This is a genomic window from Bacteroides sp. HPS0048, assembly GCF_964240755.1.
GTDB lineage: Bacteria > Bacteroidota > Bacteroidia > Bacteroidales > Bacteroidaceae > Bacteroides > Bacteroides nordii.
Map to the genome: position 1 here is coordinate 39,414 of NZ_CAXSVC010000022.1, position 14,781 is coordinate 54,194.

Consider the following 14,781-nt stretch of genomic DNA (forward strand, 5'->3'; position numbering starts at 1 on the left):
GCTCATGATGATTTCATTCTTAGTCCGTCACGTATGATTCGTTTTATATCTTCCTTTATCTCGCCGAGGAAACCGGCGCTTTTACCGGTATTCTCCGCAATCTTAGCCAAGTGTCCCTCGGCACTGGCCATGCGGCCCGCCACGTCCTCGGTCTTCTCGTCAATGCTTACCCAATGGTTCAGGCCCGAAGTGAACATGCCTTCCAGTTTAGTGCCCTGGTCCTGCGACATGGCCGAGAAGCCGCCGGCGCGGCCGGTCTGCGTTGTGGATTTACCCTCCTCCGTGATGCCGGCAGTGTCAAACATCTCCTCCTTCTTGGCACGGGCACGCTCGAAAATGTCCGAGTACCGGGTGCGCAACGTGTCGGCTTCCTCCTTCGACAGGATACCGTCGCTCATGAACTCGGCGAACGTCTCCTGCCATTTCTTCAGCTCGTCCGAATAGGTGCCGTTCACGATGGATTTCAGGATGGCGTTCTCCATGAACTCGTCCACGCTCGCGATCACGTCTTTCGAGTCCGTCTCGAAATCCTTCAGCAGGTCCTTCATGCCGCTGCGGATACCGTCGAAAGAGGTGTCCGTGATGGCTTCCTGCCATTGCCTCTGGAGTTCCAGCAGCGTGTTCGCGTCAGAGACGTACTCGTCAAGCCACTGGCTCTGGTCGTACTTGCCCGAATGGAGTTTCTCCCAGATGTCGGGAAGTTCCTGGAGCCGGGCCAGCTCCTCGGGGGAAAGGCTCCAGAGGGAATCGGTATCCCGCACCGACTTGCCCAGGTAGGCGGAAACCGTGTCCCAGTCACCGCTGCCCATGGCCTTGCCGATGTAGTAGTTGTTCGAGTGGTGCGAACTGTGGTATCCCATCTTTGCCGCGAGCATCTGGCGGTCGTTCTCAATTTTCTGCTGCTGTTTCTCGTAGGCACTCCGGTAGTATTCGGTGGAACGTGCGCCGCCGGAGCTGGCCATCTCGTCGGTCAGCTTCTCGATGGCGGTGGTCAGGTACTTGTTCGATTCGGTCAGCCGATCCACCAGCGCGTTCACCTCCCTGGCATTGCCGTGCGAGGAGAACAGGCCGAAGGTCACCGTGTCCAGGATGTCCCTCACCCCGTAGAAAAGCGAGCTGCCGATCTGCGTGAACAGTTCACCGGAAAGGATGTTCTCCAGGATACCGTTCACCGCACCGAGCACGGAATCAAGAATACCGCTTACCAGCGTACCGATTCCTTCCTTCAGCACGTCAAGGATGGAAAGCACCGCCGCGATGATCTGCCCGATGATGCCGCCGTTTGAAAACGTCTCGGCAAGGGTACTGCCCACGCTGCCCATCACACCGCCCATGTTCTTCGTCACCTCGCCCAGTTTGCCGAGCCCCTGAACCACGCCGGCAAGGGAACCAGACTTCAGGCTCTGGAGCCCCTCGGCAAACCCGGTGAGGGATGAAACGGCGTTCGTGCTGGACGTGCGCAGGTCCTGCGCCGCCTTATCGTTCGCCTCTGTCAGGGTGGCCACGCTCGCCGAGGCGGCGTCGAAAGCTTCCTGCGCGGTAGCCACCAGTTCTTCCGCTTCCTTCATGGCGGAGGGGTCACCGCTTTCAGCGGCCTTCTTCTGTTTTTCCTGTGCCACCACCAAAGCGTCAGCGGCGGCCTTCTCCCTTTCTTTGGCCTCTGTCAGCTCACGCAGCGTCGTCTGGTAGGCGGAAAGATCACGGGAAACATCCTTGAACATGTTCCGGTTAATACCGCCCGCGCTCCGATCCTCCAGCTTCGCGATCAGCTGGCTGATCACCTGTTTGTCCTCGGCGCTTGCATTCCGGTACTCATCGGAGGCGGCATACTTCCGCAGCTTCGCCAGCGTGGGACGCAGCTGCTCCTCAAGCAGCCCGCCGAAATTGCCGAAAAGGCCGTCCCAGTCGATATCCGCCTTCAGACTGGCAATCTCGGCGGCAGCAGTCTCTTCTTTCTGCTGGCGGCCGAGGCGTAGCACCTCACCCAAGTTGCCCGCCTCCTGCGCCTTGCGGATTTTCTCCGCGTATTCCTGGGCGATGGCCAGCTTCTTCTGCTGGTACGTGCCATATTCCTTCAGGTAGTCGAGCATCGACTGGCGGGCGGCGTCATTTTCTTCCCGGGTCACCTTCGCCAGGTCGCCGTCACGTGCCGCCGCAGCCTTCTCCCGCGCCTCCTTCAGGGTGGATTCCTGCTCACCGGTCAGTTCGCCCTTCTGCGCGTCCTTCCACTTCTTCTCCTGGGCGGCAAGCTCGGCGATCTCCTTGTCGTAGTTCAGGCGGATCTGGCGGCGGCGTTTCTCGCCGCTCTCCTTCAGAAGGTCGATTTCTGCCTGGCGGTTCTTCATCTGGAGCTTCAGAAGCTCCGAGGCACGCTGCTCTTCCGACTGTTTCTCCTTTTTGGCGGCATTTGGGTCGGGTTTGGCATGGTCACCCAGGTCGAACTCCTTGCCGATATCCAGATATTCCTCCTGCAGCTTCCGGGCTTCAGCCAGATAGCCGTCGCGGACTTCCTCGGCCTCACGTACGGCCTTTTCCTTCGCCTTCTCGTTATACTCCGATATCATGGACTGCGCGTCCACCCGTCCGTACGAATCGCTCTGGGCCATGTAAAGCCCCATACGTGCGAACCAGCCCATCGAACCGTCCACGTCTTCCGGCCGGCTGGCCTTGATCTCGTTCACCTTCTCGTCCGCCTCGGTGGCCTTGTTCACCAGGCTCTGCACCTTGGCCTGGAGGAAAAGCATCCGGATGTATTTTTCACCCTTTTTCTGAAGGATGTCATACCACTGGGCGATCGTGTCGTAATACCCGAAACTCTCGCCATATTTGCGGTTCAGTTCCTCCACCTTGGCCTTCTCCTCGTCCTTCGTGCCGGTGAACTTCTTCAGGCTTGCCAGCGTGCTCTCGATCTCGAAACGGGTCTTGATCATCTGTGCACGGCCGTCGGACTCGATTTTTACCATTTCCCGGGCTTTCTCCGCGGCTTTCTCCTGCGCGGTGGAATATCTGTCCCAGGCGACGACAAGTCCCGTGATAACGGCTGAAAGACCCAACGTAAGCGTGGCCATCAGGGCCTGCGCGGCACCGGTGGAAATGCCCAGGGCGACAGCCAGCCGGGTATTGGCGGCTGTCAGCAGGTTCTTCATCTTCACGACCGTCACCAGCCGGAAAGCGGAATCCTTGTTCAGCGTATTGAACACCTGCTGCAACCCCATCGTGATGGCCATCACGCTCTGCACGCGCGTCTGGATCTTTGCCAGGTTCTCGTTTTCCGAAGCGAAAAGAGACAGCGCGCCGGTGGCCGTGGTGAACAGACCGGCAAGGCCGCTCAAGCCCGACATGAAGCCCTGGAGGTTCGCGTCATCGTGCGAGAGGATCTTCGTCTGGGTGTTCAGATCGGCAAGCGTGTCGGAAAGAAGAGCGGCCTGCTGTGCCATCTTCCGGTACTCCTCGGTGTCCTGTTTCCCTTCCAGCCGCAGGCGGGCCATGTTGTCCTGGAGCTCACGCAGCTGCATGGAAAGGCGTTTGCTGCTTGCACGCGTCTTCTCCTGTTCAGCCTGGAGCCCAGCAAGGGCGCCCTTTTCCTCTTCAAGCGCTTTCTTCGCGGCGTTCAGTTCATCCAGGGCGGCTACCTTCGCCTTGCCGGGTGCGGCCCCCTGGTAGGCTTTCTCCAGCGACTTGATGTCGCTTTCAATCTGCCCGATGACTTCCTTCTGCTCCCGGATCTTGTCGGTCAGGCTCTTGCTGCCGGCGGCGGCGCGTTCTTCCTCCAGGGAGATACGCTCGTACTCCTTACGGAGGTTCCGGACGCTTTTCTCCGCCTCGCGGTGCTCCTTTTCAAGCCCTTCAAGGGCGGCACGCTCCTCATCCAGGACCTTGCGGCAGGCCGCCACGTCGGCGGCAAGTTCCGCCTGCGCCGGGCCGGGCTTCATGTTCTGGAGCTGCGTTTCCATCCGGTGCAGGTCGGAATTCACCCGGTCGATGACCTTGCGCTGCTCTAAAATACGGGCGTTGATGGCAGCGGCGGCCTTCTCCGATTTCTCGGCAAGGATATCGACGGCAAGGCCGGCCTTGTCAAGGCCCCCCGTCAGGTTGTCCTTCATCAGGAATTCGATTTCTACGGGCTTCATCGTTTACAGTTCTAAATTGCTTTGGTAAAAATTCACTATGTCGCCGGCTTCACGGGCGGCGGCTTCCGGATCAATCCCACCGCCACCGCTTTGCGGAACCTTGGAGTCAGCTGCTGACCGGCGGACGTAACGCGGGGCGTCGGACAGCATCAGGATGAGCGTCTGGTAGTTCACCTTCTCCAGGATGTACTCCACAGTCCAGCCGGTGGCGCTCGCGATGTTCCAGATAAAACCGAAGGGGCTATGGGAACCTTCAAACTCGGTCCTTAACTCCCCTTCCTTCTTTGGCTCATTCTCAACTTCATCGGGTTCGCCCGATCGATCGAGCTGATAATACTCGTAAAAGACTCGCTCCCCATCAGGCTGATGAACTTCTCCAGGGCGCCCAGCAGGAAACGGTGCTCCACGGCCTCACGCAGGAACCATGCCACGGGGCGGACAAGAAGCCGCCGGCTCACCGGGCCGCGGCAGAGGGTATGGGCCACCATGCGGGAAACCTTGACGCCGTTCCGTGCCAGGAACTCCAGCCGCTCACGCCCGGCAAAGGAGAAAACCTCCTCGGGGGAGACACCCATCGAGAGGTACAACCTCACGATGCATATCTGCCCGGCAAGGCGCGGGCGGCGCATGGTCACGCGCCACCGCACGGGGCGTTTCATGAAAGGCAGGCGCCATTCCTTCAGGGGAAGGGAGACACCCAGGTCAAGCAATGCCTCGGATGCCTCCCTCTGCACCTTTCTCGCTTCACGCTCGTCCATGCGTTAGCCCTCCACTGCCGCGGTGTCATTGATTTCGTAAGGGGAAGAGCCGTCCTCCGGCTTGTTCACCTTCAACTGGCATTCCAGCTTGGAAACCTCCGTCAGCGTCAGCTTCCCGCCGAGGTTCGCAAGGATCGTACCGTTCGGGATGGACATCGTCTGCCCGGATACGAACTTGATGGTCCACGGACCCGAAAGGTTCACCAGTTCGGTCGGGGCCTTCCAGCCGGTCGGGGCATCCGCCGGACCTACAAGCGTGCCGCCCAAAACGGCCTTGATATTCTTATAGTCCAGCTGGATAAGGTTGAACGTGGGCGATACCTGCCCGTTCTTCTGGAGCAATGTCAGGACGGGGGCGTCGGGAACCTGCTCGGCTTCGACATCGACACTCTCGGGCTTCGTGCCGCCCCAGTCCCAGCTGCCCTTCTCGATCCAGCCGATAGTCATGGCACCGAACGTAACGACGGCGATGCCATAAATGAAATTCTTGTTATTTTTCATACAGTCGTCTCTTTATTAAAACGGTTAATACTATGCCGGATGCCATACCGGCGATAAAGGCAATGAGGGAGATTTTAACGGGGTTAAAACGTTGTTTGAACTCCGTTTTGACCTCTGTTATGTCCTGTTCGGTTTCGCTACGAATACGCACAAGTTCCTGCTTATAGAACTCAACTGTTTGCAGCAGGCTGTCTTCCCGGACCTGCCTTCGAAAAACTTCTTCTTCATAGAATAGGCAGCGCCGCATGAGCGAATCGCAATGCCCGGTGACTGCCAGGGAATCCCCCTGCCTGCGGATATCGACCGAGGCACGCCCGTCCCGGTGCCGGTAACCGGCACCCTCGGGAAGGTCAAGGAGGTTCTGAAAGGGAATCGTCAAAGTCGCCTCCTGTGCCGGAACCGGTTCCTGCATCAGGGTCGAACTCCGGCGGTCCGCCAAAAGATCCTGCATTTTGCGCACCGCTGTTACTGCCACGTCCGCGGACACGGCGGCGCTGTCTGTCATTCTCTCCGCCCGCACCGTGCCCTGTCTCTGAAGGTTCCGGCTCTCTTTGGACGTGCCGCATCCTGCCAGCAGGAACACGGCGAGCAATAATAGGATTACGGGGGTCCACCCCCGGATTCTGTCTTTCATCATTTACCGATTGTTTACTTATTACTTTTCTTAACCGCTCGACCTCTTTCGTCAGGCACGACAGCTTCAGGATCATCTCCTCCTGGTTCGCTTTCAGGTCGGCATTCTCGCGCCGGAGCTGCACGTTCTCCTCCAGAATCTTGCGGTTCTCCTCACTCAGCAGGTTGATGGACGCCTGAAGCTGGGACAGCATGTCGTTGTCACGCTTGCGCCGGCCGAACAGCCAGGTGAAGATGCTTCCGACAAAACCGCCGGGGAGGGCAAACATTAAAAAATTTATCAGGGTGTCCATCTTCTTGCCGTTTATTATTGTCTGATACCTATTGAAACAAGCCACTTACGCACGTCAAAACTGGGGCAGGCTTTGGCCGCCAGTTCGTTATGCCCCACGATACGCACATCAGGAAAACGGCGGTGGAAGTCTTTCACGTACTTCTCAAGCGCACGCTTCTGGCACGCCGTACGCGTGTCCTTCGGGGTCTTGCCGTCTTTGGCTACACCGCCGGCATACACGATATGACGGCTGACGGAATTATAGCCGGCCACGCCGTTGGTGATTTCCCAAGGGTCCACGTTCGCGTCCTCGTTGTTGTCCACCAGGCGTTCCACGCCGCCATTCAGATGGAACAAGTCAGTATACCCGACCTGTTTCCAGCCGCGGCCACCCTTGGATACCGGGTTCGTGTGCCAGGCGCGAATCTCTGCGCCACTGACTTCACGCCCTTCAGGCGTAGCCGTGCAATGAATGACCAGATACTTCAGCCTGCCCATCACGCACCGCCTTCCTCGTCATCAGCGGCCACCTGGGACAACGCTATTTCAACCTTCTTTTCCGGATCAGCGTCCAGGCTTACCACAAGCGTACCGGATACTGCTTTGCCGCTACTGTTCACCTCGGCGGTAATTTTCAGCCCGTCATCGGTACCGACCGCCGTAAAACCGGCAGGGACGGATGTCACACTATAATCACCGGATGCAGTGACTGTCACATACTTGCTCTCACCTGCGGCCTTGAACGAAAGGGCGGAAGGGTCGGCTGAAATGGTACGTTCCACCGCCTTGAACACCGGGTCGGTACGGGTGTCAAGCACCACAAACTCCTCACCGAAGGCGATTTCCGTGTCGGCCTTCATAAGCAGCTTGAAGAAGTACAGCTCGCTGGAGTTCATCCACTTGTCAATCTGGATCACCTCCTCGTCGTCCTGGAGATTCACACCAGCGAAAAGGTTGCCGTCGGCGCTCATCGAGCAGAGCGTGGCCACGATAAGGTCATCAGGCCAGGAGTTCAGCGTCTCGATGGTGATACCCTTGTAACGCTTCTTGTTGATGTCCGTCTCGCTCGTATTCTTGTACTCGCGTTCGGTCAGTTCGTCATCGTACTTGTCAAAGTCATCGATGCTCATCAGGATACGCAGGTTCGGGTTCTCGCGCAGGGCTTTCGGAATGGCCTTGCGGACAGCCTTCAACTTGCCGATCATGGAAGTATCGGCAGGAGCCGGGACCACTATCACGTCCGAGTCCTTGGCAGCCTGTGTCAGGATACCGTTAAAAAGGTGGTCGTCATCACTCCCGAACTCGCCGTTGATGTAATGCCAGCCCAACTCGAATTTCACACTCTTGCTGAGTTCATCAAGCAGCGTGTTCTGGGCTTCGGGAGGAAGTTCGGCAAACACAAGGTTGCCTTTCGGCTGCCACTTGCGCCAGATATGCTCGAAAGCGCGGGGGTTGAAAGTGGTGAACGCCATGAAATCCTCCGGATCCAGGGACTTCTCCGAGTAATTGAAGTTACCCTTCGAATCCTCCAGGCCCGGGTTCTCCTTGCGTTTCTGGAGCATCTTGCCGGTCTTGATACGCGGCAGGCTGATTTTCTTCTCGACGCCGGGGATCACCATGATCAGGCCTTTTTCCACAAGGTCGTTCCCGGTACAGGCGAGTACCAGGATCTTCTCCAGTACCTCACCGTTGTAGTTGGTGTTTCTTACTACTATTGCCATAGCAAATATTTTTATTAATGTTTCAACTTGTCCTTAATCTCGGTCATGCGCTTGTTCCAGGGACTTTCATTTGTCGGGTTCACACGCAGGTCGGTCATGACTTTACGTTTCGGGGAGAGTTTCTCCAGCGCCTTTTCCCCGTTTTCGCGGTCCTTGGACAAAAGGTTCTCATAGATGGGGCGGGTGGTGGCGTCGATACGCCCGTCATTCTCCGCGTCATCAAGCAGTTTCTTACGGGCGGCGGCTTCATCCGCATCCGCCTTGTCCCGGAACTCCTTCAGCTCACCCTTCAGGCGGGTGACTTCAGCATCAAGGCCCGGAACTTTCCCGGCTTCCGTTTCCAGAAGCCCGACTTCACGGAGAAAATCGTCATCTGTCACGCAGTTCTTGAACCGCGGACGTTTCTTCAGTTCGTCTAAATTCATGTTACTCTTGTTTTGTGGCTTGTGCAGCCGGTTATTGAATATTTGGAATACCTGTTCAGGGGTACTGTCCTCCGGAAGGGGGTCGGCATCATAGATACCGTCAATAAGGCCAAGCGCCAGCGCTTCATCGGCACGCAGCCAGTGGTCTTTGCCGTCAAAATACAACGAGCGGATTTCCTCCTTGTCCTTTCCCATGCGGGCGGCATACATCTCGCAAAGGGTGTCCTCCAGCGATTCGATCTCGCGGATGCATCCCCGCATTTCCTCCTTGTTGCCGTAACAGCCTCCTTGGACACTGTGGAGCATCAGACGGGCATAACGGCTCATCTGCACCGGCTTGCCGCAAAGGGCAATCACCGAGGCCATGCTGGCAGCGATGCCGTCCACGTAAATGGTGATGTCAGCCTTGCTGTTTTTCAGGGCGTTGAAAATGGCAATGCCCGCATACACCTCGCCGCCGTTGCTGTTGATACGAACGTCAATCCTGCCGGACAAGGCCTCGGCCTCCAGAAGCTCGCGGGCGATATCCCCGCTGCGCACATTGCCGTCATAATCACCGATGTCACCGTAAAGGAGGATACAACAGGCGTCTTCCCCGGGTATGATGTTGAAAAACTTTTTCATGCTTATATAGTCTTTTAGGCGGGTGTTCCCCGCGAAGTTCACGGTGCGAAATTAGGGGGATTAAAGCCGTTTTTCAAACCGCATATTCATCACACTCAGTTTAAAACGCTGTCATGAAGTTTTAAAGTGTCATCATGCGGCATGCGTTTTTTTCCGCCCCTTTTCCTTATCAATTTTGCACGTAAAAAAGGAGGAAATATGACCGAACTAAGCATGCAGCAAAAAAGGGAATGGGCGAAGACGCTCTACCTGAAAGAGAACCTCACGCAGCAGGAGATAGCCGAACGCGTGGGGGTGTCACGCATCACGGTGAACAACTGGATAGGCAAGAACGGATGGGAGATGCTCAAGACATCCATCACCATCACACGCGAGGAACAACTGAAAAGCCTGTACCGCCAGCTGGCCGAGCTCAACAACGCCATCATGGCCAGACCGGCGGGGGAACGCTTCCCGAACACAGCCGAAGCCGACACCATATCCAAACTGTCGAACGCCATCAAGAAGATGGAGACGGAAGTCGGGCTCTCGGACATCATATCCGTATTCTCCGACCTGCTTAAATGGCTGCGCGCGTCCGACCCCACGCAGGCGAAAGAAGTGACGCCGCTGCTTGACGCGTTCGTAAAATCAAAAGTCTCATAACCATGGCAAAGAAAAGACTTACACCGCAGGACCGCACGGCACTTGTCGAATGGGAGGAACTGATCGCATCCATACGCGAGAATTCGGACATCAACCCCTCGGACACGGAAGCGGAAATACGCGCACGCAGGGAAAGGCTCGAAAAGGATGACGAGGAGTGGTTCCGGTATTACTTCGCCATGTACTATTCATGCGAGGCGGCGGACTTCCACAAGAAAGCCACCAGAAGGTTGACAAGGAACAACCGGTGGTACGAGGTACGCGCATGGTCGCGGGAGCTGGCGAAGTCCGCACGGTCCATGATGGAAATCTCAAAACTGGCAATTACAGGAAAAGTACGCAACGTACTGCTGATCTCCAACTCGCAGGACAACGCCCAAAGGCTCCTGCTTCCTTTCATGGCCAACTTCGAGGAAAACCAAAGAATCATCCAGGATTACGGGATGCAGAAGAAACCCGGATATTGGGAAACGGGGGAATTCACCATCATGGCGGGATGTTCTTTCCGGGCCATCGGGGCCGGACAGTCACCGCGCGGTACCCGTAACAAGAACTTCCGGCCGGACTTCATCCTGGTGGACGATATCGATACCGACGAGGAATGCCGGAACCCGGAACGTATCAAGACAAAATGGAAATGGCTGGAGGAAGCCCTGATACCGACCATGTCCGTATCGGGAAACTACCGCATACTCTTCAACGGGAACATCATCGCAGCGGACTGCTGCATAAAAAGGGCCATTGAAAAGGCCACGGAACTGAAGGAAAAGGGCATCGGGCACGTGGACATCATCAACATACGCGACAGGAACGGAGTCTCTGTGTGGCCGCAGAAAAACTCGGAAGAGGATATAGACCTCTTCCTCTCGCTGGTCAGCGCGGCGGCACGACAGAAGGAGTTCTTCAACAACCCGGTAGCCGAGGGAGAGATATTCAAGGACATCATCTACGGGAAAGTGCCGGCGCTCTCGAAGTTCAAGTTCCTGGTCATCTACGGCGACCCCGCGCCCGGCGAGAACAAGACGAAGAAGAGCTCCACGAAGGCGGTGTTCCTGCTCGGCAAACTGGCCGGAAAGCTCTACGTCATCAAGGGGTTCCTCGGAAGGGAGACAAACGCCACGTTTATCGAATGGTACATCAGACTGCTGGAATTCGTGAACGGGAAAACGAACGTGTACTGCTACATGGAGAACAACAAGTTGCAGGACCCTTTTTTCCAGCAGGTGTTCCAGCCCATCATCAGGCGCATACGCCGGCAAAGGAAGATATCCCTCTACATCCAGGGGGACGAGGAGAAGAAAACGGACAAGGCCACACGTATCGAGACAAACCTGGAACCCCTCAACAGCGAAGGGAACCTCATCTTCAACGAGGCGGAAAAGGACAACCCGCACATGAAGCTGCTCACCGACCAGTTCAGCCTCTTCAACCTCATGCTGACGTATCCGGCGGACGGACCCGACTGCGTGGAGGGAGGAAACCGCATCATAGACCGCAAGGCGCACCAGGCCGAAAAACCGGCCGTCATCTCCACAAGGAAGATGCGGGCGCACAACAAGTACAGACTGTAAACTTTAATACTTTACCCACATGAGCAAATTTATAGAACTTACAGATTACGACGCGAGCATCCACCGCGAGATACTGGACGCGCTGACAAGGGAGGACAATGCCGTCGTGGAGATATGCGAGGACCGGGCCGTCGAAGAGATGCGGTGCTACCTCTCCAAGCGCTATGACTGTGACAGGATATTCACCCGGACCGGAGACGAACGGAGCCAGCTCGTGCTGATGATGGCCATAGACATCGCAGTGTACCATATTTTCAGCATCCACAACCCGAGGAACCTTTCACCCCTGCGCAAGGAACGCTACGAAAGGGCCGTCGAATGGCTCAGGGCGGTAGCGGCCGAAGAGATATCCGCGGACGGGCTGCCCCTGCTTCCCGAAGAGACAAGGGCGGCAAAATCAAATTTCCTTATCAAAAGCAATCGTAAACGTGTAAACCACTGGTAACATGAGCAAAAGACAGAAAAGGGCCGGAAAGATAACCAAAAGCGGAAACCTGCCGAGGCCCGGGCAGAAAGGACCCGCAACCATCATACTGACACAACCCAAACGCTTCGGCATAGACATAGCGGATTATATGCTGGCCATACGGGCCTTCGAGAACGTGGATTACTCCAGAAGGTTCAGATTATACGACCTGTATGAGGACATTCTCATGGACACGCACCTGACAAGTGTCATCGAGAAACGGAAAAACGCCGTGCTCTCCTCCGTCATCGAGTTCAGACGTAACGGAAAGCCGGACAAGGCGGTAAACGAACAGATACGCTCCCCGTGGTTCCGGCGCCTCATAGGCGACATCCTGGACGCGAAATTCTGGGGGTTCACGCTCGTACAGTTCTACCGCAAAGGGGAATGGGTAAACTATGACCGGATACCGCGCAAGCATGTGGATCCGGTGCGCAGGCTCATACTGCGGCACCAGACGGACACCACAGGAACATCCTGGGACGAATACCCCGACCTGCTGTTCATCGGGGAACCGGAAGAGCTCGGGATGCTCGCAAAGGCGGCCGTATGGGTGATATACAAGCGGAACGACGTGGCGGACTGGGCACAGTTCGCGGAAGTGTTCGGCGCACCCATCCGGGAATACACATACCCCACGGATGACGACGAGGCACGGCAGAGGGCGCTGGCGGACGCGGAAAGTACCGGAAGCATGTCGGTATTCGTGCACGCCCAGGAAACAATGATGGAACTCAGGGAAGCGGCGAACAAGACCGGAAGCTCCGACCTGTATGACAAGCTCTGCGAACGGTGCAACAGCGAGATATCGAAACTGTTCCTCGGGAACACGCTCACCACCGAGGCATCGGACAAGGGAACACAGGCACTCGGAACCGTCCACAAGGACGTGGAGGAGAAGGTCACGCTGGCGGACCGGCAGGACATCCTGGACGTGCTCAACTACAACATGACCGACATATTCGCCATGCTCGGGATAGACACCACCGGCGGCGAGTTCTGCTACCCGGAAAAGAAAGTCATCGAACCGGAGAAGAAGATGAGCATCCTCACCCAGCTGCGTACGAACTTCGGCCTGCCGGTGGGAGACGATTATCTGTACGAGGAATTCGGGATCGAGAAGCCGACAGACTACAACGAACTGAAAAAACGGCAGGAAGCCGGAGCGGCCGAAATACAGAAGGCGAAAGAGAAAGCGGCAACCACCGGGGAACGGGAGGATGAAGAGGAGGAGATACCGGAAACCGGCAAAGAAGCTCCCAAAGAGAAGAAAAACGCCCTTAAAAACGCGTATAACTGGCTGAAACGTTTTTTCGCGAAAGCCCCGGGAAAAGACGGGGCAGCTTTAGAATGGTGATGAACGACCTCTACCGGTTGGAAAACAAGCAGGTGGAAAACGTGTTTTCTTTTGATGAGGAGGTACTGGGGAAAGCCCTGAAGAACATATACAGCAAGGATTTCCATCCCATGACCGACATCGAGGAGAACCTGTTCGAGGCCACGTGGAAAACAATGAACAAAGCCACCGACAAGGGGTTCGGAGTACGAAAGCCCGATGATCCGGATTATGACTTCTACCGCGAAATACGGACGAACAACGCCGTATTTGCCGCGTTCAAGGTACATCGGGCACAAAACGACATGGCGGCACTACTGCTGGACGAAAACGGCAATTTAAGGCCGTTTGAACAGTGGCTGAAACTCGCCATGCCCATAGCGGACCACCAGATGGTAGACTGGCTGCGTACCGAATACGACACGGCAGTCATACGGGCGCATCAGGCGGCCGACTGGAGACAGTTCGAGCGGGAGAAGGATATCCTGCCGAACCTCAAATGGATGCCCTCGACATCCGTACACCCGGGAGCGGACCACCGCGTGTTCTGGGGAACCATACGCCCCGTCGATGATCCGTTCTGGAACGTGCACAGGCCGGGGGACCGGTGGAACTGCAAGTGCACGCTCTCGTCAACGGATGAAGCGCCGACAGCGGTACCGGACGAGAACGGGCGAAACAAGGCACATGACGGTCTGGAAAACAATCCGGGAAAAGATGGCAAATTGTTTTCAGACAAACATCCCTACATTACTGAAGCGCACCCGGGAGCCAGAAAAGCCGTGGACGCACTAACCAGGCGCATCAACGAGATGATAGCCGAAATGCCGGACAACCTGACGCTGGAGGAAAAAACCGACATCGCCCACAACAACCTCAGGATAGAAAAGGCCCTCGGTATCACCAAAGGCAAACCGATGACATACGAACAGGCGAACAAGGGAAAGGAAAATCCGAAATTCGGGAAAGAGGAAGGATACCGCGTAAATTGCCAGACCTGCACCGTGACACACATGCTCAGAAGGTTAGGGTTCGACACCGAGGCAAAACCCAACATCCGGCAAAGCGCATACAACGAAATGGCAAAACAAGGCATCACATGGGAAGAACGTTTCCTGAACCGGGACGGAACAAAGCCGGATTATGACTATACCTATAAATGGCAGGTCAGAAAGGGATATCAAGTAATGAATGCGAACCGGCTGAAGGAATACTTCAGGGAAAAATTCAGCGAGGACGGAATATATGAGATATATTGTGCCTGGAAAGGCGGTTCCGCACACGTGTTCTGTGCGGAGGTGTCCGAAGGGAAAATAAGGTTCTTCGACCCGCAAACCGGAAAGGATGATGCAAGCAATTACATACAGAGCATGAAAGCCAACCGCGTGGGAGTGATAAGAATAGACAACAAACTGGTAAATCCCAAAATCATGGGACTATTCATCACCAAATAAACGGGAAGAAAGTGCCAGCCCCTCCTCACCGTCCATCAGACGGCAGGACCGGCCGTCGAACAGAATAAAGGCGGGAAGACCGACAGGCAACTCAAAACCATTCCCATCAACACACCCCACGGAATAGATGCTTCCCTCAGGGGAACTGGCTGATAAGACAACGGAGTTGTAACCGTTACTGTTTGCTAATTCCGACACTTGTTTAGGTATTTCCATAACGCAAAAAGGCACATAAAACGCCTT

The 14,781-nt window shown here is 56.1% G+C and carries 15 protein-coding genes; 5 read left to right on the forward strand and 10 right to left on the reverse strand.

All coding sequences use genetic code 11. The annotated features are described in order from the left end of the window. Positions 1-2 precede the first annotated feature (2 nt). From ACESQI_RS16450 to ACESQI_RS16490, 9 genes are all read right to left on the reverse strand, one after another. Complete coding sequence (locus ACESQI_RS16450) at positions 3-4,130, reverse strand: hypothetical protein (protein WP_151873891.1); 4,128 nt, start codon at positions 4,128-4,130, stop codon at positions 3-5. Between the two features lie 3 nt (positions 4,131-4,133). Beyond that, on the reverse strand, positions 4,134-4,358 hold the full coding sequence (locus ACESQI_RS16455; RefSeq protein ID WP_032850519.1) for a hypothetical protein: 225 nt from the start codon (positions 4,356-4,358) through the stop codon (positions 4,134-4,136). 38 nt (positions 4,359-4,396) lie between these two features. Beyond that, positions 4,397-4,888, reverse strand: coding sequence for a hypothetical protein (locus tag ACESQI_RS16460; protein WP_151873892.1), 492 nt, complete (start codon positions 4,886-4,888; stop codon positions 4,397-4,399). 3 nt (positions 4,889-4,891) lie between these two features. After that, complete coding sequence (locus tag ACESQI_RS16465) at positions 4,892-5,389, reverse strand: hypothetical protein (RefSeq protein WP_008762184.1); 498 nt, start codon at positions 5,387-5,389, stop codon at positions 4,892-4,894. After that, a complete protein-coding gene (locus tag ACESQI_RS16470) occupies positions 5,379-5,801 on the reverse strand; it encodes a hypothetical protein (protein WP_008762183.1) in 423 nt (140 codons plus the stop codon). Before ACESQI_RS16470 ends, ACESQI_RS16465 begins: the two co-directional genes overlap by 11 nt. Beyond that, positions 5,740-6,147 carry a hypothetical protein gene (locus ACESQI_RS16475; RefSeq protein WP_229128640.1) on the reverse strand — a complete coding sequence of 136 codons (408 nt, stop codon included), beginning with the start codon at positions 6,145-6,147 and terminating at the stop codon, positions 5,740-5,742. Before ACESQI_RS16475 ends, ACESQI_RS16470 begins: the two co-directional genes overlap by 62 nt. A gap of 182 nt (positions 6,148-6,329) precedes the next feature. Beyond that, positions 6,330-6,794, reverse strand: coding sequence for an N-acetylmuramoyl-L-alanine amidase (locus tag ACESQI_RS16480; RefSeq protein WP_008762181.1), 465 nt, complete (start codon positions 6,792-6,794; stop codon positions 6,330-6,332). Next, positions 6,794-8,017: a BACON domain-containing protein gene (locus ACESQI_RS16485; protein WP_008762180.1), complete on the reverse strand. Its 1,224-nt coding sequence runs from the start codon at positions 8,015-8,017 to the stop codon at positions 6,794-6,796. The genes ACESQI_RS16480 and ACESQI_RS16485 overlap by 1 nt, the downstream gene beginning before the upstream one ends. Positions 8,018-8,031: 14 nt before the next feature. Next, entirely contained in the window at positions 8,032-9,066 is a 1,035-nt protein-coding gene (locus ACESQI_RS16490) for a head maturation protease, ClpP-related (protein ID WP_032850557.1), read from the reverse strand. 198 nt (positions 9,067-9,264) lie between these two features. Here ACESQI_RS16490 and ACESQI_RS16495 point away from each other — a divergent pair, with 198 nt between their 5' ends. The 5 genes from ACESQI_RS16495 to ACESQI_RS16515 are packed head-to-tail and all read left to right on the forward strand — an operon-like array spanning position 9,265 to position 14,538. Continuing rightward, positions 9,265-9,711 carry a helix-turn-helix domain-containing protein gene (locus ACESQI_RS16495; protein ID WP_008762178.1) on the forward strand — a complete coding sequence of 149 codons (447 nt, stop codon included), beginning with the start codon at positions 9,265-9,267 and terminating at the stop codon, positions 9,709-9,711. Between the two features lie 2 nt (positions 9,712-9,713). Beyond that, positions 9,714-11,282, forward strand: coding sequence for a hypothetical protein (locus ACESQI_RS16500; protein WP_008762177.1), 1,569 nt, complete (start codon positions 9,714-9,716; stop codon positions 11,280-11,282). Positions 11,283-11,301: 19 nt separating this feature from the next. Further along, a complete protein-coding gene (locus tag ACESQI_RS16505) occupies positions 11,302-11,727 on the forward strand; it encodes a phage protein Gp36 family protein (protein WP_008762176.1) in 426 nt (141 codons plus the stop codon). A gap of 1 nt (position 11,728) precedes the next feature. Further along, positions 11,729-13,105 carry a DUF935 family protein gene (locus tag ACESQI_RS16510; RefSeq protein ID WP_008762175.1) on the forward strand — a complete coding sequence of 459 codons (1,377 nt, stop codon included), beginning with the start codon at positions 11,729-11,731 and terminating at the stop codon, positions 13,103-13,105. Continuing rightward, positions 13,099-14,538, forward strand: a complete 1,440-nt coding sequence (locus ACESQI_RS16515; RefSeq protein WP_229030888.1) for a toxin glutamine deamidase domain-containing protein — start codon at positions 13,099-13,101, stop codon at positions 14,536-14,538. The genes ACESQI_RS16510 and ACESQI_RS16515 overlap by 7 nt, the downstream gene beginning before the upstream one ends. On the opposite strand, the gene ACESQI_RS16520 is transcribed toward ACESQI_RS16515, so the two are convergent. Beyond that, on the reverse strand, positions 14,521-14,754 hold the full coding sequence (locus ACESQI_RS16520) for a hypothetical protein (RefSeq protein WP_008762172.1): 234 nt from the start codon (positions 14,752-14,754) through the stop codon (positions 14,521-14,523). The two genes, ACESQI_RS16515 and ACESQI_RS16520, sit on opposite strands and share 18 nt — an antisense overlap. Between the last annotated feature and the right edge of the window lie 27 nt (positions 14,755-14,781).